The organism is Bradyrhizobium sp. BR 10289 (genome assembly GCF_019455385.1).
Lineage (GTDB): Bacteria > Pseudomonadota > Alphaproteobacteria > Rhizobiales > Xanthobacteraceae > Bradyrhizobium.
Map to the genome: position 1 here is coordinate 19,132 of NZ_JACOFR010000005.1, position 17,795 is coordinate 36,926.

At 62.6% G+C, this 17,795-nt stretch carries 20 protein-coding genes; 8 read left to right on the plus strand and 12 right to left on the minus strand.

The annotated features are described in order from the left end of the window. Positions 1–11: 11 nt before the first annotated feature. Genes HYH08_RS11105 through HYH08_RS11115 form a run of 3 tightly spaced genes read right to left on the minus strand, consistent with a single transcriptional unit; the run spans position 12 to position 3,159 of the window. Complete coding sequence (locus HYH08_RS11105) at positions 12–938, minus strand: ABC transporter permease (protein ID WP_220009834.1); 927 nt, start codon at positions 936–938, stop codon at positions 12–14. Then, positions 938–2,050 (minus strand): ABC transporter permease, encoded by a 1,113-nt coding sequence (locus tag HYH08_RS11110; protein WP_220009835.1) that lies wholly within the window; start codon positions 2,048–2,050, stop codon positions 938–940. Before HYH08_RS11110 ends, HYH08_RS11105 begins: the two co-directional genes overlap by 1 nt. Further along, positions 2,047–3,159, minus strand: a complete 1,113-nt coding sequence (locus tag HYH08_RS11115; RefSeq protein WP_220009836.1) for a BMP family ABC transporter substrate-binding protein — start codon at positions 3,157–3,159, stop codon at positions 2,047–2,049. The genes HYH08_RS11110 and HYH08_RS11115 overlap by 4 nt, the downstream gene beginning before the upstream one ends. A 405-nt stretch (positions 3,160–3,564) precedes the next feature. Between HYH08_RS11115 and HYH08_RS11120 the strand changes: the two genes are divergently transcribed. Together HYH08_RS11120 and HYH08_RS11125 are read left to right on the plus strand one after the other, a co-directional pair. After that, positions 3,565–4,827: an allantoate amidohydrolase gene (locus HYH08_RS11120; RefSeq protein ID WP_220009837.1), complete on the plus strand. Its 1,263-nt coding sequence runs from the start codon at positions 3,565–3,567 to the stop codon at positions 4,825–4,827. A gap of 92 nt (positions 4,828–4,919) precedes the next feature. Then, on the plus strand, positions 4,920–6,293 hold the full coding sequence (locus HYH08_RS11125; protein ID WP_220009838.1) for a hypothetical protein: 1,374 nt from the start codon (positions 4,920–4,922) through the stop codon (positions 6,291–6,293). Between the two features lie 10 nt (positions 6,294–6,303). Here HYH08_RS11125 and HYH08_RS11130 read toward each other — a convergent pair whose 3' ends face one another. The 3 genes from HYH08_RS11130 to HYH08_RS11140 all read right to left on the minus strand — a co-directional run bounded on the left by HYH08_RS11130 (position 6,304) and on the right by HYH08_RS11140 (position 9,270). Further along, on the minus strand, positions 6,304–7,623 hold the full coding sequence (locus HYH08_RS11130) for a dicarboxylate/amino acid:cation symporter (protein ID WP_220009839.1): 1,320 nt from the start codon (positions 7,621–7,623) through the stop codon (positions 6,304–6,306). Positions 7,624–7,707: 84 nt separating this feature from the next. Beyond that, positions 7,708–8,721 (minus strand): formamidase, encoded by a 1,014-nt coding sequence (locus HYH08_RS11135; RefSeq protein WP_220009840.1) that lies wholly within the window; start codon positions 8,719–8,721, stop codon positions 7,708–7,710. Between the two features lie 327 nt (positions 8,722–9,048). Further along, complete coding sequence (locus tag HYH08_RS11140; RefSeq protein ID WP_220009841.1) at positions 9,049–9,270, minus strand: hypothetical protein; 222 nt, start codon at positions 9,268–9,270, stop codon at positions 9,049–9,051. 344 nt (positions 9,271–9,614) lie between these two features. On the opposite strand from HYH08_RS11140, the gene HYH08_RS11145 reads away from it, so the two are divergent. After that, entirely contained in the window at positions 9,615–9,797 is a 183-nt protein-coding gene (locus HYH08_RS11145) for a hypothetical protein (protein ID WP_220009842.1), read from the plus strand. Positions 9,798–9,818: 21 nt separating this feature from the next. Here HYH08_RS11145 and HYH08_RS11150 read toward each other — a convergent pair whose 3' ends face one another. From HYH08_RS11150 to HYH08_RS11160, 3 genes are all read right to left on the minus strand, one after another. Beyond that, on the minus strand, positions 9,819–11,198 hold the full coding sequence (locus HYH08_RS11150) for a vWA domain-containing protein (RefSeq protein ID WP_220009843.1): 1,380 nt from the start codon (positions 11,196–11,198) through the stop codon (positions 9,819–9,821). A gap of 6 nt (positions 11,199–11,204) precedes the next feature. Next, positions 11,205–12,152: an AAA family ATPase gene (locus HYH08_RS11155; protein WP_220009844.1), complete on the minus strand. Its 948-nt coding sequence runs from the start codon at positions 12,150–12,152 to the stop codon at positions 11,205–11,207. Positions 12,153–12,299: 147 nt separating this feature from the next. Beyond that, entirely contained in the window at positions 12,300–12,500 is a 201-nt protein-coding gene (locus tag HYH08_RS11160) for a hypothetical protein (protein WP_057749711.1), read from the minus strand. A 227-nt stretch (positions 12,501–12,727) separates the two neighbouring features. Between HYH08_RS11160 and HYH08_RS11165 the strand changes: the two genes are divergently transcribed. After that, entirely contained in the window at positions 12,728–13,702 is a 975-nt protein-coding gene (locus HYH08_RS11165) for a quinone oxidoreductase family protein (RefSeq protein ID WP_220009845.1), read from the plus strand. Positions 13,703–13,744: 42 nt separating this feature from the next. On the opposite strand, the gene HYH08_RS11170 is transcribed toward HYH08_RS11165, so the two are convergent. Beyond that, the gene (locus tag HYH08_RS11170; protein WP_220009846.1) at positions 13,745–14,020 is read right to left on the minus strand and encodes a hypothetical protein; all 276 of its coding nucleotides are present in this window, start codon (positions 14,018–14,020) and stop codon (positions 13,745–13,747) included. A gap of 95 nt (positions 14,021–14,115) precedes the next feature. Then, positions 14,116–14,724, minus strand: coding sequence for a S24 family peptidase (locus HYH08_RS11175; RefSeq protein WP_220009847.1), 609 nt, complete (start codon positions 14,722–14,724; stop codon positions 14,116–14,118). Between the two features lie 168 nt (positions 14,725–14,892). Here HYH08_RS11175 and HYH08_RS11180 point away from each other — a divergent pair, with 168 nt between their 5' ends. Both HYH08_RS11180 and HYH08_RS11185 read left to right on the plus strand, forming a co-directional pair. Then, positions 14,893–15,420: a GcrA family cell cycle regulator gene (locus HYH08_RS11180; RefSeq protein ID WP_220009848.1), complete on the plus strand. Its 528-nt coding sequence runs from the start codon at positions 14,893–14,895 to the stop codon at positions 15,418–15,420. A 45-nt stretch (positions 15,421–15,465) separates the two neighbouring features. After that, positions 15,466–16,041 (plus strand): hypothetical protein, encoded by a 576-nt coding sequence (locus HYH08_RS11185; protein WP_220009849.1) that lies wholly within the window; start codon positions 15,466–15,468, stop codon positions 16,039–16,041. 45 nt (positions 16,042–16,086) lie between these two features. Here the strand turns inward: HYH08_RS11185 and HYH08_RS11190 are convergent, their stop codons facing one another. Beyond that, the gene (locus HYH08_RS11190; protein WP_220009850.1) at positions 16,087–16,443 is read right to left on the minus strand and encodes a hypothetical protein; all 357 of its coding nucleotides are present in this window, start codon (positions 16,441–16,443) and stop codon (positions 16,087–16,089) included. Positions 16,444–17,077: 634 nt separating this feature from the next. Here HYH08_RS11190 and HYH08_RS11195 point away from each other — a divergent pair. Then, the gene (locus HYH08_RS11195; RefSeq protein WP_007601490.1) at positions 17,078–17,263 is read left to right on the plus strand and encodes a hypothetical protein; all 186 of its coding nucleotides are present in this window, start codon (positions 17,078–17,080) and stop codon (positions 17,261–17,263) included. A gap of 139 nt (positions 17,264–17,402) precedes the next feature. Next, entirely contained in the window at positions 17,403–17,744 is a 342-nt protein-coding gene (locus HYH08_RS11200) for a phasin (protein ID WP_220009851.1), read from the plus strand. Positions 17,745–17,795 lie beyond the last annotated feature (51 nt).

Below are 17,795 nucleotides of genomic sequence, written 5' to 3' on the forward strand. Positions count from 1 at the left end.
CTCGTGCGGGTTTACCGTGTGATCGAAAGTTCGGCGGGCGCGCCGGTCAGCGTCCGCTTCGGCGAGCAGGTGATGATCATGATCGCCAGCGTCAGGATGTAGGGCGCGGCGTTGAAGAGGTGATAGCCGGAGGTGACGCCAACGGATTGAAGTGCCGGTCCCAGCGCCGCGGCGCCGCCGAAGGCGAGCGAGGCCCACAGGCAGAGCAGGGGATCCCAGCGCGCGAAGATCACGAGCGCGACCGCCGTGATGCCCTGCCCGGACGAGAGGCCCTCGTTCCAGCTGCCGGGATAGAACAGCGACAGGAACGAGCCGCCGATGCCGGCAAGAAAGCCGCCGACCATGGTGGCGCGCAGGCGGATCAGCAGCACCGAATGGCCCATCGCACGCGCGGCATCAGAGCTCTCGCCTGCGGTGCGGATGAGCAGGCCCCAGCGTGTGGTGCGGAAGGCCCAGTAGAGGATCGGGGCCAGCGCGACGCCGATCAGAAAGAGGACGTTGACACGCAAGGCGGCGCGCACTTGCGGGACGTCGCTCCACCAGCCGAAATCGATCGCAGGCAGGCGCGGGGCCGTCGGCTCGATCAACGGCTTGCCGAGATAGAAGGCGAGGCCGGTACCGAACAGCATCAGGGCGATGCCGACGGCAACGTCGTTGACGCGCGGGAGCGAGCAGATGCCGGCATGGAGCGCGCCGAGCAGCGCACCGGTGATGCCGGCGGCGAGCACGCCCAACCACGGCGATCCCGTGACATAGGAGATGCCATAGGCGCTCATCGCTCCCATCACCAGCGTGCCCTCGAGGCCGAGATTGATGCGGCCGGAGCGCTCGGTGATGCATTCCCCCAAGCTCACGAACAGGAATGGCGTCGAGACGCGAATGGCGCCGCCGAGGACGGCGAGCGGGACGGTCCAGAGTCCGATCGATCCGTCTGCCATCAGGATTTTCCTTTCAGGAAACCGATGCGGCCGTAGAGCGCATCGCTGGCGAGCACGAAGACGAAGATGATGCCTTGCAGCACCAGCACGGAGGCGTCGGGCAATCCGAGGCGGCGTTGCAAGAGGCCGCCGCTGGCGCTGATGCCGCCGAGCAGGATCGCGACGGGGATGATGGCGAGCGGATTCTGCCGTGCGAGGAAGGCGACGAGGATGCCGGTGAAGCCATAACCTGCCGCGAGATTGGCGTTGGTGCGCCCCTGCACGGCGGCGACCTCGACCATGCCGGCAAGACCCGCGGCGCCCCCGGCGAGGAAGCAGACGGTGAGGATTAGCTTGCTGACGCCGAGACCGACGATTTTTGCGGCGCGGATGTTGCCGCCAGCGACGCGCGCGGCAAAGCCGAACACGGTGTGATAGATCAGGATGTAAGACGCGATCGCTGCGATCAGTCCGAAGACGAGGCCCCAATGCACGTCGGTGCCGGGGATGGAACCGATCATGTTGGCGGCACCGATCTCGCGCGTGGACGGCTTGTTGAGGCTGGCGGGATCGCGCATCGCGCCTTCGACGAGATGATTGAGGATCGCAAGGCCGATATAGACGAGCAGCAGGCTCGAGATCGTCTCGTTGACGCCGCGATACTGCCGCAAGGCCCCCGAGAGCATGATCCACAAGCCGCCACCGACGACGCCGGCGATGACCATGGCGATCTGCACGACGAGCGGCGGCATGCCCTGGAGCGCGAGTGCGATGCTCGTCGCCGACAGCGCGCCGATCAGCAGCGCACCTTCGCCGCCGATGATGACCATGCCGAGCTGTGCGGGCAGCGCGGTGCAGAGCGCCGTGAGGATCAGGGGCGCCGCACGCGTCAGCGTGTTTTGCCAGGAGAACCAGGTGCCGAAGGCGCCCTGGTACATGTAGAAATAGAGGTCGAGCGGATTCTTGCCGAACAGCATGACGAAGATGCCGAACACCGCGAGCGCGCCGACGAGCGCCGCGCCCGGGATCAGGACATATTCGATCGTGCCGCCGTAGCGCTGGAGAAAGCCGGGATCGGCGGCCGGGGCAATCGCCCCGGCTGCTTCGGCAGAATCCGCTGCTTCCGATGTCACGAAGTCGCTCCGATCACGCCTTCGACGAGATAGTCCATCTTCTCGAGCTCAGGATCCTTCTGGCCACGATCGGTGCCGGCCGGGATGACGGTCTTGCCCTTGTTGTCCACGAGCCCGCCCTTGAAGATGGCAAACCCTTCCGCCGACAGGAACTTCGCCTTGGCCTCGTCGGCCGCCTTGCGTGCTTCGGCCGAGACGGCCTCGCCATAGGGCGAAGTCTTGACGATTTCCTCCTTCAGACCACCGCGATAGAAATTCGGGATGCCTTCACCCGTGGCGATCATCTTCACGAACTTCGGATAGAGCGCCTCCCAGTTCCACTCGGCACCGGTGAGATAGGCTTTTGGCGCGAGCGGCGATTGATTGACGTGATAGCCGCAGACGAACGCGCCGCGGCGCGCGGCGTTCTCGACCATGGTCTTGGGACCATCGACGTGACAGGTCAGCACGTCCACGCCCTGGTCGATCAGGCTGTTGGTCGCTTCAGCCTCCTTGACCGGCATCGACCAGTCACCCGTGAAGATCACCTGCGTCGTCGCCTTCGGATTGACGGACTTGGCGCCAAGTTCGAAGGCATTGATGTTACGCAGCACCTGCGGGATTGGCTTCGCTGCAACGAAGCCGAGCTTGCTGCTCTTCGAGGTCAGGCCGGCGACGACGCCGGAGATGTACTGGGCCTCGTCGATATAGCCGAAATAGCTGCCGGCGTTCTTCGGGTCCTTGTCGCTCCAGAGGCCGCCGCAATGCTCGAAGCGCAGCTTCGGGTACTTGTTGGCCATCTTGATCATGTGCGGATTGTAGTAGCCGAACGAGGTCGGGAAGAGCAGCGTGGCGCCGTCGAGATTGATCATGGACTCGATGGTCTTCTCGACCGCGTCGGTCTCCGGCACCTTCTCTTCCTCGACCACCTTTAGGCCGGGGATCTTCTTCAGCGCCGCCGCACCTTGGGCGTGCGCCTGGTTGTAGCCGTAGTCATCGCGCGAGCCGACATAGATGAAGCCGATGGTGGTGTCGGCGGCGAAGGCCGGGCGCACGCCCGCTGCCGCGCCCAGAGTGAGAGCCGCGCCGCCTTGCAACAAATGACGTCGTGAAATCCTGCCAAAATCCATTGCTCGCTCCCTTGGCGGGTGCCCCGCCTTAATCTCGCGGCCGCGCCGGTCTGGCGGAGCCAGGATAAGATGTCGCAAGCTTCATGCCAGAGGCTACGAAGCGTGCATTTCCAATTAAATGATTGATATACCTATTGTATTTTTACATTCGGATTCTTGGTCAGGAAATCAGCAGATTAATTTATGAGCTGTTTTTCATGATTGTATGCAGTTGAGTTAAGCAATTTTGGCGGACGCTGACATGTGCATGACCGACGCCGGACGGTCTGCCGGTAAGGCGCATTCATGCTAACCACGCGCTGGTTGGGATGATGCCGCTGCATGATTTTGCTGGCACCGAACTTGTATCGATTGTCGCCAGGGCCGCCGCCGCTGCGGCCCCTCGAAGATGGAAAGCTCGCCGAGATGGGTGCTGGTAACGCCGTTCACGATGCATCGCTCGGCCACGAGATCGTCCGGCGCATCAACGAGCTCGGGTCTATCTCGGAAGACCCCGAAAAGCTCACACGTATCTATCTGAGCAAGGAGTTGCGGACTGCCGCTGAGCTTATCCTCGGCTGGATGCGCGAGGCCGGCATGAGCGCGCATCTCGATGCCATCGGCAATGTCTGCGGCCGCTACGAGGGCGAGCGGCCGGGTGCACCCTGCCTGATGCTGGGTTCGCACTACGACACCGTGCGCGATGCCGGCAAATGGGACGGGCCGCTGGGGGTGATCACGGCGATCTCCTGCGTCGCCGATCTCAATCGCCGCGGCAAGCGCCTGTCGTTTGCGATTGAGGTGATCGGCTTTGCCGACGAGGAGGGCGTGCGTTTTGCGTCCACTCTGCTCGGCAGCCGCGCGGTGGCCGGCACTTTTGACGAGAGCGTCTTGAATACGCGAGATCGGGACGGCGTCTCGATGCGCGATGCGCTCGTGACGTTTGGCCTCGATCCCGACCATATCGGCGCGGCCGCGCGCGCCCGGCGCGAGCTGCTTGGCTATCTCGAATTGCACATCGAGCAGGGGCCGGTGTTGGAAGCGCAGAATCTCCCCGTCGGCGTCGTCACCGCCATTGCGGGCGCCACGCGGCTTGCCGCGCGGCTGACCGGCATGGCCGGTCACGCCGGCACCGTGCCGATGGCTCTGCGGCGCGATGCACTCGCGGGCGCTGCCGAATGCATCGGCGCCATCGAACAGTTCTGCCGCACCGACGAGGCCGGGCTGGTCGGCACCGTCGGCTACATTCAGGCACGGCCCGGCGCGACCAACGTCATTCCCGGCGAGGTGTCGTTCACCATCGACATGCGCGCGCCGACCGACATGCACCGCAAGCGCGCGGTCGCAGATGTCGTCAGGCAGATCGAAGCGATCGCAAAGCGCCGTCAACTGGCGCTCCAGCTCGACGTCACCCACGAGAACCGCACGGCGCCTTGCGCGCCCTGGCTGAAAGACCAGATCGCGCAGGCGATCGCCGCGGAAGGTTTGGCCGTCTTCGATCTGCCGAGCGGGGCGGGGCATGACGGCATGGCGATGATCGATATCGCCGATGTCGGCATGATCTTCGTCCGTTGCCGCGGCGGCATCAGCCATCATCCGGACGAGCATGTCGAGCTTGCGGACGTCGATGCCGGCGCGCGAGTGCTGCTGCGGGTGATCGAGAATTTCAAGCCGCGGGAGGGCCGCTGACCGCCGGGAGCCCGGAAGTCACCGGGTAGAGACACGAATCGGACAGGTGTAAACGGTAACCGGCACCACGTGACATCAATCGATTGACGCAGATGAACAGCGACATCTCCTTTCCCCCACACCGTGAGAACCGCTTCTATCAGGGCGCGGCTGCGACGTTCGTCGCCAATGCTCTTCAGGCGATCAATTTTCTCGGTGATCGGTTCATGAGGAAGTCGCCTCATTCGCTGTCGGCGATCGAGGATCTTTACCGGCATTCGATGGACAGTGCCTTTTCGGTGACCGAGGCTTTCCTCGTCACGGGCGCACCGCATGCCTCCGCCTACTACCCGCGCGATTTCGCCTGGTTCTATCCTGACGTGCTCGACCCCGAGACCATCATGGATGCGCAGGATGCGGTGCGCCGGGCGCGCCTGCTCGATAAAAGCGTCCGCCTGCTGCTCGAGGCCGTTCGCGCCGACGTCGTCACGACCACCATCGTCCCGGCGGGGCGCTGCCGGTATCTCGGCGTCAACTATTTCTCGCGGCCCTCGGATACGCTGCTCGGCATTCTCGCCGGCCTGCAGCAGATGCTTTCAGCCGAGGAACGGGCGTCGTCCTATCTGGCGATGTCGCAATGTGCGCATGCCGGCCGCCTGCTGCTGGCCGAATACGGCGGCGATCTGAAGCGCGCGATCCTGAAGCTCGCAAGCGAGCTGGAGCCGTTCGAGGCCGACGGCACCAGATATTTGCTGTGCGACGCGAGCGGCCCTCGCTCTGCGGCGACGGATACCCGTGCCGAGCGCCGGCGCTTTGTCACCAATGCTTGCGTCTACACGACGTTCGCGTGGAGCGTGCAGCTTGGCGTCGTCGACGAGAACGAGCTGAAGCGGCTGCTTGGGCGCGATCTCGCGCAATACAAGCGGGATCTGCTCTGCCTGTTCGGCAAGGACGGCTATATCAGGCATTCGCTGGATGGCTGGGCGGGATCTCCGGCGTCGTTGGTGGCGCTGGACTTCGTCAGCGTGCATCGCGGCTTCTGGAATATGAGCGATGCCGGCGAGCGCACGCTGTTCGCGGCGACGACGGACCTGATCATCGCGGAGCCGCGATTCCGCATCCCCAGCACATTTCATTTCCTGGTCTCCGCGGATAATCCGCGGAACAAGATGATCCACAAGATTGCGGCGCCGGCCTATCAGGGACGTTCCTCGTGGCCGACGTTCAACGTCGAGTTCGCGGATCGCATGCTGGACTTCGATGAAGCCTCGGGGAGCGATACCTATCGGGCCTGTGCGCAGGGAATCTTGAAGGACATCCGGACCGCGACCGAGGTCCATGGCGGATATCAGGAGCTGATATCGGAGCAGGGCCTCAAATATCGGACCTGGGCCTATAAGGGCGCGGTGGCGCATTCCTGGTTTCCGCGCTTCCTGTCCGTCTGGAGGAGGGCGTATGGAACGCCGCTCCTCCAGTGGAATGATTGATCCGCGGAAATTAGCCCGCCGTCACGTCGACCAGCTCGCCGCCTTCGAGAACCTTGGCGGCCTTGGCGCGGTCGAGGTCGCCTTCCCACGCGGCCACGACGACCGTGGCGACGCAATTGCCGACGAGGTTGCCGACCGCGCGGGCCATGCCGATGAACCAGTCCACCGACAGCACTAACACGAGGCCGATCGCGGGGATGCTCGGCACCGCATTAAGCGTTGCGGCTAGGATCACGATCGCCGAGCCCGGCACGCCGTGCGCGCCCTTTGAAGTGATCAGGGAGACGCCGAGCACCAGCAGAAGATCGCCGAAGGAGAGCGGCGTGTTGGTCGCCTGCGCGATGAACACGACGGCGAGCGTCAGATAGATCGAGAAGGCGTCGAGGTTGAAGGAATAGCCGGTCGGAATGACGAGGCCGACCACGGAATCCTTCACGCCCATCCGCTCCAGCTTCTTCATGATCTGCGGCAGCACCGCATCTGACGAGGCGGTCGCAAGCACGATGGTCAGCTCCTCGCGCAGATAGGCGAGGAATTTGAGGATATTGATGCCGGCGAGCGCCATCACGCTGCCGAGCACGCCCAGCACGAAGATGCCGACCGAGACGTAGAACAGCATCACCAGCGACACGAGCTGTTTCAGCGAGCCGACGCCGTATTTGCCGACGGTGTAGGCGACCGCGCCGAGCACACCGAGTGGCGCCACGCGAACGATGAGCCCCATGACACGGAACAGCACGGTGGAGGCCGCGTCGATCATGTTGGTGACGAGCGCACCCTTCTCGCCGCCGACGAGCGCGAGGCCGACGCCGAACAGCACGGCGAAGAACAGCACCTGGAGCACGTCATTGCGCGACAGCGCGTCAAACGAGGTAGTCGGAATCACGTTCATCAGGAAGGCGCCGATGCCGCCGCCGGCCAGCTTGTGGGCGTTGTCGGCATAGGTGTTGAGGGCCTTGGCATCCAAAGTCGAGGGATCGATATTCATGCCGTGACCGGGGCCGAACAGATAGGCGAGCAGCAGGCCGACCACGAGGGCAACGGTGGTCATCACCTCGAAATAGACCAGCGCCTTGACGCCGACCCGACCGACCTTCTTGAGGTCACCGGCGCCGGCAATGCCGTGCACGACAACGCAGAACACGATCGGCGCCACAATCATCGAGATCAGCTTCAGAAAGGCGTCGCTGAGAATCTTGAGCCCGATGGCGAAGTCCGGGACGACCATGCCCAAGATGACGCCAAGCACCAGCGCGGCGAGGACCTGGACGAACAGCGAGGTATAGAGCGGCTTGGTCTCGGCGGCCGGCGCCGCGGCAATGGTCGACATGAGAATACCCCCGTTTTTGACGTCTCGATGTCAAAAACGGAGCAACTCCCGTGCCAGAATGTCGCGGTTTCCGCTCGAAATGGTCTATTCCGCCGCCTTCGCCGTCTTGCCGAACATCCGTGTCGGCGCCGGGAAGCCGCAGGAGGTGCCGTCGGTGACCTTCACCTGATCCTCCCAGGGGAGGCGGTAGGTGCCCGCGACCATGTCCTGCATGAAAGTGTACGGGCAGTCCATCGCGCCGCCCTTCACCGCGACGTAGCCGCGGTGCCAGAGCTGGTAGATGTTGTTCTCGACGCCCCAGTTGATGCGGGCTTCGCGCACGAGATCGGGGCGGACTTCGGCGGTGATGATCTCGTCGGCGCGACCGGTGGTGCCGTGTGCCAGCACAGTCCCATCGAAATTGACGATCATGCCTTCGCCCATGGAATCGAACGAGCCGTCCGAGCCGCACATGCAGACATTCGCCGTGACCATCAGGTTCTGGAATGAATTGGCCTGGTTGGTGAAGCGCCAGGCGTCGCGGATCGGCGCGGTGTAGCCGGCGGTGCGGATCATGACCTCAGCGCCCTTGTAGGCGCATTCCCGCGCCATTTCCGGGAACATGCCGTCGTGGCAGATGATCAGCGCGATCTTGGCGCCTTTCGGTCCCTCGATCACGGGAATGCCGATATCACCGGGTTCCCACGGCTCGACCGGAATCCAGGGATGGAGTTTGCGATAATAGAGCTTGATCTCGCCGTGGTCGTCGATGATCAGGCCTGAGTTGTAGGGATTGCCGTGCGGGTTGAACTCCATGATGGAGAAGCAGCCCCAGATCCTGTTATCGATGCATGCCTTCTTGAACGCAGCGACCTCGGGCCCGTCGAGCCGGCACATGATCTCGGGATTGATGTCCATCGAGAGGCCGTGCAGCGAATATTCGGGGAACACCACCAGATCCATGGTGGAGAGATTGCGGCGGGCCTTGCCGACCATCCACACGATGCGCTCGGTCTGTCTGGCGAGATCGGCGCGGGTCACGACGCTCGGCAGCTGCAATTGGACCAGCCCGATGACCACGCCCTCGGGCGATTTGTTCAATCCGCCAAGCCCGTTCATGACCAGCTCCCTTACCTATCTGGCGCGGCGTCGTTGCGCGCTCGTTTCCGAACAGAGCAAATCCGATTTTGGCGATGGGCAAAAGTCTATTTTTCAGGCGCCAGGCGATCGGCGGGCTCGCGCATCGATATGATCGATCTCGTCAATGCGGTTTCTGTTCGGTCCATGTTCACGCCGGTGCTGGTGGCGCGGCGATGCCTGCGGTGCTGATCCTGTCGATCGCGCTGGAAGTGGCGCTCGGTCCCAGATTCCGGCGATGGTGTGGGGGCTCGGTATTGTGTTCATCGCTTACGCGATCGTGACCGCGCAGATTTTTTGACGCATGCGTCAGGCGGCGAGGTCCAGCAAACGGCATGATCCGCGCACCAGCGCCTTGCGTCCGATCGGTGTCATCGTTGGTACGCCGTCATTGACTACGACAAGGCCGAGCGCGACCAGGCTTTGGACGACATATGCCTTCGAGGAACGACTATTCGACATCGGATTGCGGAGCGCCTTCAGCGCTTCCCACTGGTCGGATGAAAGATCGAAGTCGAAATCGTTGCTCATGTTGCCTCAAGCGATCGTGCCGCGCGCCCCTGTTAGCGGCGCTGCATGAAGACCATGCGACGACAATGAGTCGGGAATTCGATGAGCTGTTTAGAACTTCTCTTCACGAATTGCCGCACTCGGTTGCGCCACAAGAGTTAAGATCGTTTGCGAACGGCTATCGTCCCGATCTCCGATCACTAATTGATGATCCGTGCTTGATGACGTGGAGCTGCTGCAGTGCACGGGAAGCATCGCTGTCCCATCATGCGTCGCAATATGCACAGAAATCTTGAGACGGGTCGTTCGGAAGTTTGTTACGCTGATTCGCGAGGGATGAACTTCACGCGGCAGGAGTGGAGTGCATGAACAGGCTGGTGGAAATTCGCAGTCAGGAATCTCTTTGCCGGGAACGTGCTGCGCTGGATTCCGAGCGCCGCGTCTTCTGGCTTGCGCAAGCCCAGGAATGGGAGCAGCGCGCACTCGATGAAATTGCCTATCATTTCCGGGAGTGCAACGTCGCGCAGGCGGAGCTTGCGCGAGGCTGACGTCCGGCGGCGTATCGAGACCTACTGATAAGTCGCCACGATGTCGGATACGGCGCGCTCGAGTTGCTGCGCGGTAGCACATTGGCGCACGACGCTGCAAAAGGTCGCATAGCGCGGCATCTCGGAATCGCCAAAGCCCCACGCCAGCCGTCCCTCGGGATTGAGCCAGACCAACCGCTTCGAGCGCTCGGAGATGCGGCGCAAGATGTCGGCGCGCGGATCGAGATTGTTGGTGCGGGCATCACCGAGCACGATCACCGTGGTCTGCGGCGTCAGCGTACTCATGAAGTCCTTCTCGAAATCGACCAGCGACGAGCCGTAGTCGGACGAGCCGAAGCCGACCTTGGACATGATCTCGGCCATTGCCTCTTCCGGCGATTTCTTCTCCAGGATCTCGCTGACCTCGATCGTGTGTGAGGAGAAGGCGAAGGAGCGGACGTCGTCGACGACCTCGTGCAGCGAGTGGATCAGGAGCAGGAAGAAATCCGATACCTGCGCGACCGAACCCGAAACGTCGCAGAGCGCCACGATTTTTGGCCGGTCGCGGTGCTTGCGCTTCCACGCGGTCAGGAAGGGTACGCCGCCCCAGGCGGCATTGCGGCGGAGCGTGCGGCGGACGTCGAGATGGCCGCGGCGCTGGCGCTTGCGCGGCTTGGAATAGCGCTCGCGCAATCGGCGCGCGATCTGGCGGATGAGGGCCCGCATCTCGGCGACCTGACGCCGCTCGATGCGGGCAAGCGGTGCGTTGCGCAGGATCTCGTTGCGTAGGTTTTCGGCCTCCTCGCGGGCATACAGTGCAAGGCCCTGCGAGACCGTGTCACGAACCATTTCGCGCAAGGCATCGAGGGCGGCGCGGAGGCGCTCGGCGAGTGCGGGATTGGTTGCGGTCAACTCGTCAAGCTCGTCGCGCAGGCGCTGCAGGCCCATGGCGTCCAGAATGCGGCTGGAGAAGATGCCGCGCTGGGTGGAATAGCGGATATCGGAGAGCGAAGCTGCACCGGAGGCACTCGCGATTGCGGCTGCGAGCGCATTGCGATCCTGCGACAGCAGCATCTGCGCCAACGGGCCCAATTCCTCGGGCGGTTGGCCTTCGCCTGCTTCGCTGGTCGAGCCGGATTGGGAAGACTGATCCGCGCTTTGCGAAGCGTCTTCGTTCCTGCCGGCTTCGGGCTCGTTCTCGCGTGGCTCGGGCTGACTGAAGAACAGGTCAAAACAATCGCCGAGCGCGAGCTTCTCGTCCTGAGACTTGGCAAGCGTCAGCAGAAGCGTATCGCGCAGGATGGTCCGGTTGGAAAAGCCGACCTGCGAAACAGCACGCATCGCATCGATGCTTTCGGCGGGCGAGACGTGGACGCCCACGCCGCGCGCTGCCCGAAAGAAACGATGGAGGTTCTCGCGCATCGGGCGTCAACCGAAGACGTTGGATCGTGCCGCCTTGGCAATGAAGGTCGTGATTTGTGGAGCCGCAGCCTCGATGTCAGCTTCGTATTTCAGGAGCACGTTGAGCGTGTCCTTGACGATGTCCGTATCGAGCTCGGCGGCCTGGAGCAGCACCAGCACGCGCGCCCAGTCGATGGTCTCGCTGACCGAGGGCAGCTTCTTCAGGTCCAGCGAGCGGATCTCGTGGATGAAGCCGACCATCTGCCGGCGCAGCGTCTGAGAGATGCCGGGCACACGGCTCTCGACGATACGCTCCTCGAGACGCTGCTCGGGGAAGCCGATGTGCAGATGCAGGCAGCGGCGCTTCAGGGCGTCGCCGAGGTCGCGTTCGCTGTTGGAGGTGAGGATCACAGTCGGCGGCGTGATCGCCGAAACGGTGCCGAGCTCGGGGATCGTGACCTGGAAGTCCGAGAGGATTTCCAGCAGCAGCGATTCGAATTCGGCGTCCGACTTGTCGATCTCGTCGATCAGCAGCACGCAGCCGCCGGGTTGCTCCAGCGCCTGAAGCAGGGGGCGTGGCTCGACGAATTCCTTGGAGAAGAACACGTCGCCGAAATCGTGGAGCTGGTCGAGCGCGGCATGCAATGTCTGTGCGCCGCCCAAGACTTCGCCGAGCTTGTCCTTCAGAATCTGGGTGTAGAGAAGTTGCTTGGCGTATTTCCACTCATAGAGTGCCTTGGCCTCGTCGAGGCCTTCGTAGCACTGCAAGCGGATCATCTTCTTGCCGCGCCAGGCGGCGATCGCCTTGGCAAGCTCGGTCTTGCCGACGCCCGCGGGGCCCTCGACCAGGATCGGCTTTTCGATCTGTTGTGACAAAAAGACGGCGGTCGCGATCTGCCGGCTCGCGATGTAGCCCTGCGCGGCAAGGCCGCTCTCCACTGCCTCGATCGCTGTCGAGGGCTTCTGTTCAGCCACGAATTGGCGCTCCCAAAGGTCTTGCTTGAGCCTTGTTCTGCCTGCGTTCCCAGCAAAGAACAAGCCTCGTTTGGGAGACATCTGACCCGCGTGAGGGGCGTTTTTTCCGCTGAACGCAAATAGTTAAGCGGTGCGCCGATCGCGCGATCAGTGCCGCAGCAGCTCCGGCTTCCGGATGGTCTGCCGGACTTCGGCGCCGCAATCGGCGCATTCATAGACGAAGTCGATCTTGGCAAGGCTCCAATGTGGCTCGACCTCGCGCACATACATCGGCAGGAATCCCATGCATGTCGGGCAAATCACAGGCGCGATTTCGATATCCTGATGATGCTGTACATAAGCTGGCATCTCGGCTCTCCTTCGCAGGCGACCACCAAACCCCGGGCAAAGGCTACTGCCGGTCGCGTCGCGGTTGTCATCAACTCTTTCGAACAGAGGCGGAACGGCGGGCGTTTGTCGTTCGCTGTGACATTCTTGTTACGTCTTCTATACTGTAACGGGCGGACCAAATGCCTATTTCTCTGGCCGATCCGCTTTCCACGGACCTTCACTGCAACGATAAGGGAGCAACGCCCATGACGCACGCCATTCGCTTTCACAAGACCGGCGGTCCTGAAGTCCTCGTCTGGGAGGAGGTCAATGTCGGCAAGCCTGGACCCGGCGAAGCGCGCATTCGCCACACCGCCGTCGGTCTCAACTTCGTCGATATCTACAATCGTTCGGGCGTGTATCCGGTGCAATTGCCGAGTGGTCTTGGGAGTGAGGGGGCGGGTGTTGTCGAGGAAGTCGGGCCCGGTGTCACCGATCTGAAGGCTGGAGATCGCGTCGCCTATGGTGCTTCGCCGCTCGGTGCCTATTCCGAGGCGCGGCTGATCCCCGCCGACCGTTTGTTGAAGCTGCCCGACGGTGTCGACGACAAGACCGCAGCGGCGATGATGCTGAAGGGGCTCACCACGCAGTATCTGATCCGGCAGACCTATCGCGTGAAGGCCGGCGATACCATCCTGCTCCATGCCGCCGCCGGGGGGGTCGGTCTGATCCTGAGCCAATGGGCAAAACATCTCGGCGCGACCGTCATCGGCACCGTCAGCAGCGACGAGAAGGCGCAGCTCGCCAAGGCGCATGGCTGCGATCACGTCATCATCTACACGCGCGAGGATTTCGTGAAGCGCGTGGACGAGATCACGGGCGGCAAGAAAGTGCCCGTGGTTTACGACTCCGTCGGCAAGGATACGTTTCTGAAATCACTGGACTGCCTCGCGCCGCTAGGAGTTGCCGCGCTGTTCGGTGCTTCCTCAGGTGCGGTTGAGCCGCTCAATCTTGGCCTGCTCGCGCAGAAGGGCTCGCTCTACGTCACTCGTCCGACGCTCTTCACCTACGCCGCAAAGCGGGATGCCCTGGTCGCGATGGCGAACGAGTTGTTCGACGTCGTCAAATCCGGCGCCGTCAAGATCGAAGTGCACCAGACCTATCCGCTGAAGGATGCGGCCAAGGCGCATGCCGATCTCGCCGCGCGCAAGACAACCGGATCGACCGTTCTCACGGTGTGATCGCGTGCTGGAGGGTGGCGCAGGTCGCTTGTTAAGCCTGCGTCACGTCCTCTCGTGCTTGCGCAGGTCGCGGGCGTGATCCAGGCGGAGCGCCTGGAGGTCGACGTCCTCAGGCGGGACATGGGGGAGGGCGGCTTCGGTCAGGATCGCCTCGGTGACATCCTCGACCGAATTCTCCGCGATCTCGTGGATGAATGAGATGTTCTGGTATTCGCCTGAAGCGATGCGCGAAACGACTTCGCGCCTGGTGATCTCGGGGTCCACGACTGCCTCGCGGCCGCGCCGCCCATAGTCGATCATCACGACGAAATACTGCATGAAACGATCCTGCCGCGCCCCACGGGGAGCGCGGCAGAGTATTTCCGAAAAACGGAATCAAGTCAAGCTGTATTTCCAAAAATCGGAAATCGGCCTCATTTGCCCTTCTTGCGGGGGCGGGCCGACTTGGCGCGCAGCCGCTCGAGCTGTCCCTTGGGCATCGACAGGCAGATCTCGCCGACCCATTCGAGCTTCACGCCGACGATCGGCTTGGCATTGAAGCTGGTCAGGTTGACGACGGAGGGTGACTTGCCCCGCTCGATGGTCTTTAGATAGCGCTCACCGGTCTTGAGCCGGACGACCGCCTCTTCGCCGTAGAAGCTCGACAACGGATGGCGCTGGTCCTTGTAGACCACGATCACGTCGCCGCTCTCGTATTTGGGCATCATCGAATCGCCCACGATCTCGAAGGCGATCGTTTCCTCCATGATCGGGAAGGGCAGTGCGATGTCGCCGAGGCCTTCCGGGGGAACCTGCTCATAGTCCGGCTCGATGACGGCGCCGGCGCCGACGCGGCCCATGATCGGCGCGAGATTGAGCTCGAGATATTCCATGATCGGAATGATTTCGGAGGCCTTCACCAAGCGCTCGCCGCCGAGGATCTCGGACACCGCGCCCGGCCGCACGCCCATCGCCGCCGCAAGGCCGCCTTTGCTCTTGCCTGTCTTCTCCAGGCCCCGCTCGATCATCGCAACGTCCAACATGGTGATTCCCTCGATTGCCCATCGACTGCAACCCTTTTAGTCCGAAATTCGGAATTAATGCAATTATGAATATCAGAAATATAGCTTGACACTTTCTTCGGAATACCGGAATGTGCATCTCGCTCCCCGATCGTGCGATCGGAAGGAGGCGCATCACAGGATAGCAGCATGGAACCGGGCCATTGGCCGTCGGAGCATTCCGACGTGCTTCGCGACTATTTTCTCAAAGGCATGTCTTATGCGGAAATCGGGCAGGAGATTAATGCAAGGTTCGGAACGGCTTATACGCGGAGCGCAATTGTCGGCCGGGTCAGGCGGCTTGGGCTCATTGCACCGCCGCGGATAACGAGCCCGTCGATCGCGCCATCATTGCCCGGTGAGGCAGTCCCGCCGTCGCGGGGGCGGTTGGCGTGCCTGGACGTGCCGCCGCGGTCCGCGATGAAGCCTGTCGCGCCGGTCGAGTTGCGCTGTGTCGGCGTCCAGCCACGTCTGGTGGCGCTGGATCAGCTCGATTGCGAGGACTGCCGTTATCCCTATGGCGGCGACAAGGACGGAGAGGAGATCACCTTCTGCGGTCATCCGCGCCAGCCGGGCTCGAGCTATTGCGCGCCGCATGCCCGCCTGACGCGGCGGTCCGGAGCTGCGCCTGGCCGCGTCGCCGGTCCCGTCGTGCTGCGGCTGGTCTCCGCCGCCTGAAGCGGCGGCTGCCGTTCAACTGTCAGCTTTGCAAGGAGTACCAGAGTGGCACGCGCCGGACGCAACAAATCCTACAAATTGACTGGCATTTATGACCGCCGCTCACGCGAGGCGCCGTTCAATGCCGAACTGGCGGAGGTCGAGGTCGACAATCCGCTTGCGCTCGATCCCGGCGAGAAGATCGTGGTCGTCCGGTCGGTTCGTGGCGACCCGCTCGGGCGGCTGCACGCGCATCACCAGATCGACGAGGCGCAATATCGCGGCGGACGCGCCTTCCAGAACGATTGGGAGCGGGCTGAGCGGGGCCCCCAGGCGGTCGATACGACGCGCGAATATGTTGACGGTGCAGGCACGCGCGAGCCTGTCACCGAGAGCCAGCGACAGGCAGTACTGCGGCTGAATCGCATCGAGCGCGAACTCGGCACTGATGGATCGGCGCTTGTGTACGACGTGCTGGTGCTGGGCCTGACCATGGATCAGATCGGGGAGCGCCGGGGCGTCCGGACGCAGCGCTGGACCGACTATTTCGCGCGGCGTTTCCGCGAATGCCTGGACCGGCTGGCGCTAATCTACGGCTTTGCGACGGAAACGGAGACAAAACGTGCAAGCCAGCGCAGATGATTGCGGCGCGCCTGCGGCCTCGCCGCGGGCGCGCCGGCTTGCTGCTCAGGGATGGGGTACGATCTGGTACGGCGTCGTGTAGGGCTCGACGCGAAGCGAGGCGTTGGCCAGGAGGCCGATCTTAGCGGTCGGCGCCTGCTGCAATTCGCCGTTGGGCCCGCGGTGCACGTTGTATTGCCAGACGGTGAGATCGCCCTTCTGCGCCAGCGCGTGTGCCACCGCGCTGGCATCGTTGCCGCCGAGCGCCTGAAGCTCGTCCGCCGACAAACCCACGACGATTTCGTCCTTGATGGTGACGATCTTGAACAGGTTCATCTTGGTCTCCTGCGCCCATGCGCCTTGTATCGAGAGGGTGAGAAGCGCAACCGCGGCGCCCTTGATGAGATCGCAGCGAGAAAGCATGCCGTCGTCCTTTGGTGCTGACGCGCGCCCGAATCGGTTTTAAGTCATCAGCCATGGCGCCCGTGATCTGCGTGGCCGTTTCGCAACCGCTTGGTCGTCCTATCCTGAACGTGGGTTCATGGACGGAAACATATCGGGCGCGATGAACCTTGATGCGAAGGGGCAAATCGACATTCATTTCGTCGACGATACAACCGCTGAGATCGGACTCAACAATTACGTGTATATCCTCAGGAAGCGCTAAGGCGGTGTCCGCTAACCTCTGTTCAGTTGGAAACAGGACGAAACGCCAAGCCGGTTGACAGCGATAGCGGCTGCGTGCGTGATGGATGCTGCTTCTTGACGCAGGCCGGTGACGGCGGTCCATATTCCTGTTATCCGGAATTGCCGTGCTGCGATGCAGACGAAGCATCGCTCAGCCGGTGGTTGGGCTTGCCGGAGGGGTTGTTCCTTGTCATAATTACAACCTGTTCGGTTGAGCCCGAACGCTTCGGATGTGTTGTCCGGAGTGCCAACCCGCCGGGGCCATCCGGCCGAGAGTTCGTCCGGGCCATGGGGTCCGGTTGTGGCGTTTGGCTCTCGCGTGGGACCTCGATGCCGGATCAGGAAGGCCGATGCTTGTCATAGGTGCGAGATGAAGAACCTCAATTTCGCGGCTGAACTGCACCTCAAGCTTGGCGCACCTGCGAGCGGCACTGTCGAGAGCCTGCGTCTGCTCCGCGCTTTTTTGAAGCTCGCGCCGCGACAGCGTTTTGAGGTCATCAAGCTCGTCGAAGACCTCGCGACCGAAGAAGCCCTTCCCGAACACCCCCTGTCCTGAGCCAGGCCGCGCGTCTGAGGCCGTTTCCTCCGTTTTCCTGCCCAAGCCGGACTGCCGGGGACGTTTCCCCCGGCGCTCGCCGCTGGAAGGCGGTCCGGCAAGTGTGGTATTCAGCTAAGAAAAAGGGAGGAGTGCGACCATGATCGAACCGAAGCTCGAAGTTCCGGCCGAATTGCGCGACCTGGCCGAGAAGACGATCGACCAGGCCGAAAAGGCATTCGGCATGTTTTTCGAAGCCGCCACCAAATCGATGACGTCGGTTCCCGGAGCGGGCAACGAAGTGTCGAAACAGGCTCTCGCCTTTACCGAGCAGAATATGAAGTCGGCGTTCGAGCATGCGCGCAAGCTCGTTCATGCCACCGACCTTCAGGAGGCGATGCGAATCCAATCCGACTTCCTGCGCAGTCAGTTCACCAGCGCTGGAGATCACATGCGTCAGATGACGGGCAGCTTCATGCAACCGGGTAAGGGCAAATCCTGATTTTTCAGGTCCTGATTTCCCAAGTCCTGATTTCCCAGGTGTATACAGCCT

Bases quoted from the DNA above. Each gene is read 5' to 3' on its own strand.
- HYH08_RS11140 (WP_220009841.1), bottom strand. From the start codon at position 9,270: ATGAGCAACGATTTCGACTTCGATCTTTCATCCGACCAGTGGGAAGCG.
- HYH08_RS11190 (WP_220009850.1), bottom strand. From the start codon at position 16,443: ATGCTTTCTCGCTGCGATCTCATCAAGGGCGCCGCGGTTGCGCTTCTC.
- HYH08_RS11150 (WP_220009843.1), bottom strand. From the start codon at position 11,198: ATGCGCGAGAACCTCCATCGTTTCTTTCGGGCAGCGCGCGGCGTGGGC.
- HYH08_RS11105 (WP_220009834.1), bottom strand. From the start codon at position 938: ATGGCAGACGGATCGATCGGACTCTGGACCGTCCCGCTCGCCGTCCTC.
- HYH08_RS11170 (WP_220009846.1), bottom strand. From the start codon at position 14,020: ATGCAGTATTTCGTCGTGATGATCGACTATGGGCGGCGCGGCCGCGAG.
- HYH08_RS11160 (WP_057749711.1), bottom strand. From the start codon at position 12,500: ATGCCAGCTTATGTACAGCATCATCAGGATATCGAAATCGCGCCTGTG.
- HYH08_RS11180 (WP_220009848.1), top strand. From the start codon at position 14,893: ATGGAACCGGGCCATTGGCCGTCGGAGCATTCCGACGTGCTTCGCGAC.
- HYH08_RS11200 (WP_220009851.1), top strand. From the start codon at position 17,403: ATGATCGAACCGAAGCTCGAAGTTCCGGCCGAATTGCGCGACCTGGCC.
- HYH08_RS11195 (WP_007601490.1), top strand. From the start codon at position 17,078: ATGAAGAACCTCAATTTCGCGGCTGAACTGCACCTCAAGCTTGGCGCA.
- HYH08_RS11165 (WP_220009845.1), top strand. From the start codon at position 12,728: ATGACGCACGCCATTCGCTTTCACAAGACCGGCGGTCCTGAAGTCCTC.
- HYH08_RS11175 (WP_220009847.1), bottom strand. From the start codon at position 14,724: ATGTTGGACGTTGCGATGATCGAGCGGGGCCTGGAGAAGACAGGCAAG.
- HYH08_RS11130 (WP_220009839.1), bottom strand. From the start codon at position 7,623: ATGTCGACCATTGCCGCGGCGCCGGCCGCCGAGACCAAGCCGCTCTAT.
- HYH08_RS11115 (WP_220009836.1), bottom strand. From the start codon at position 3,159: ATGGATTTTGGCAGGATTTCACGACGTCATTTGTTGCAAGGCGGCGCG.
- HYH08_RS11135 (WP_220009840.1), bottom strand. From the start codon at position 8,721: ATGAACGGGCTTGGCGGATTGAACAAATCGCCCGAGGGCGTGGTCATC.
- HYH08_RS11145 (WP_220009842.1), top strand. From the start codon at position 9,615: ATGAACAGGCTGGTGGAAATTCGCAGTCAGGAATCTCTTTGCCGGGAA.
- HYH08_RS11120 (WP_220009837.1), top strand. From the start codon at position 3,565: ATGGGTGCTGGTAACGCCGTTCACGATGCATCGCTCGGCCACGAGATC.
- HYH08_RS11125 (WP_220009838.1), top strand. From the start codon at position 4,920: ATGAACAGCGACATCTCCTTTCCCCCACACCGTGAGAACCGCTTCTAT.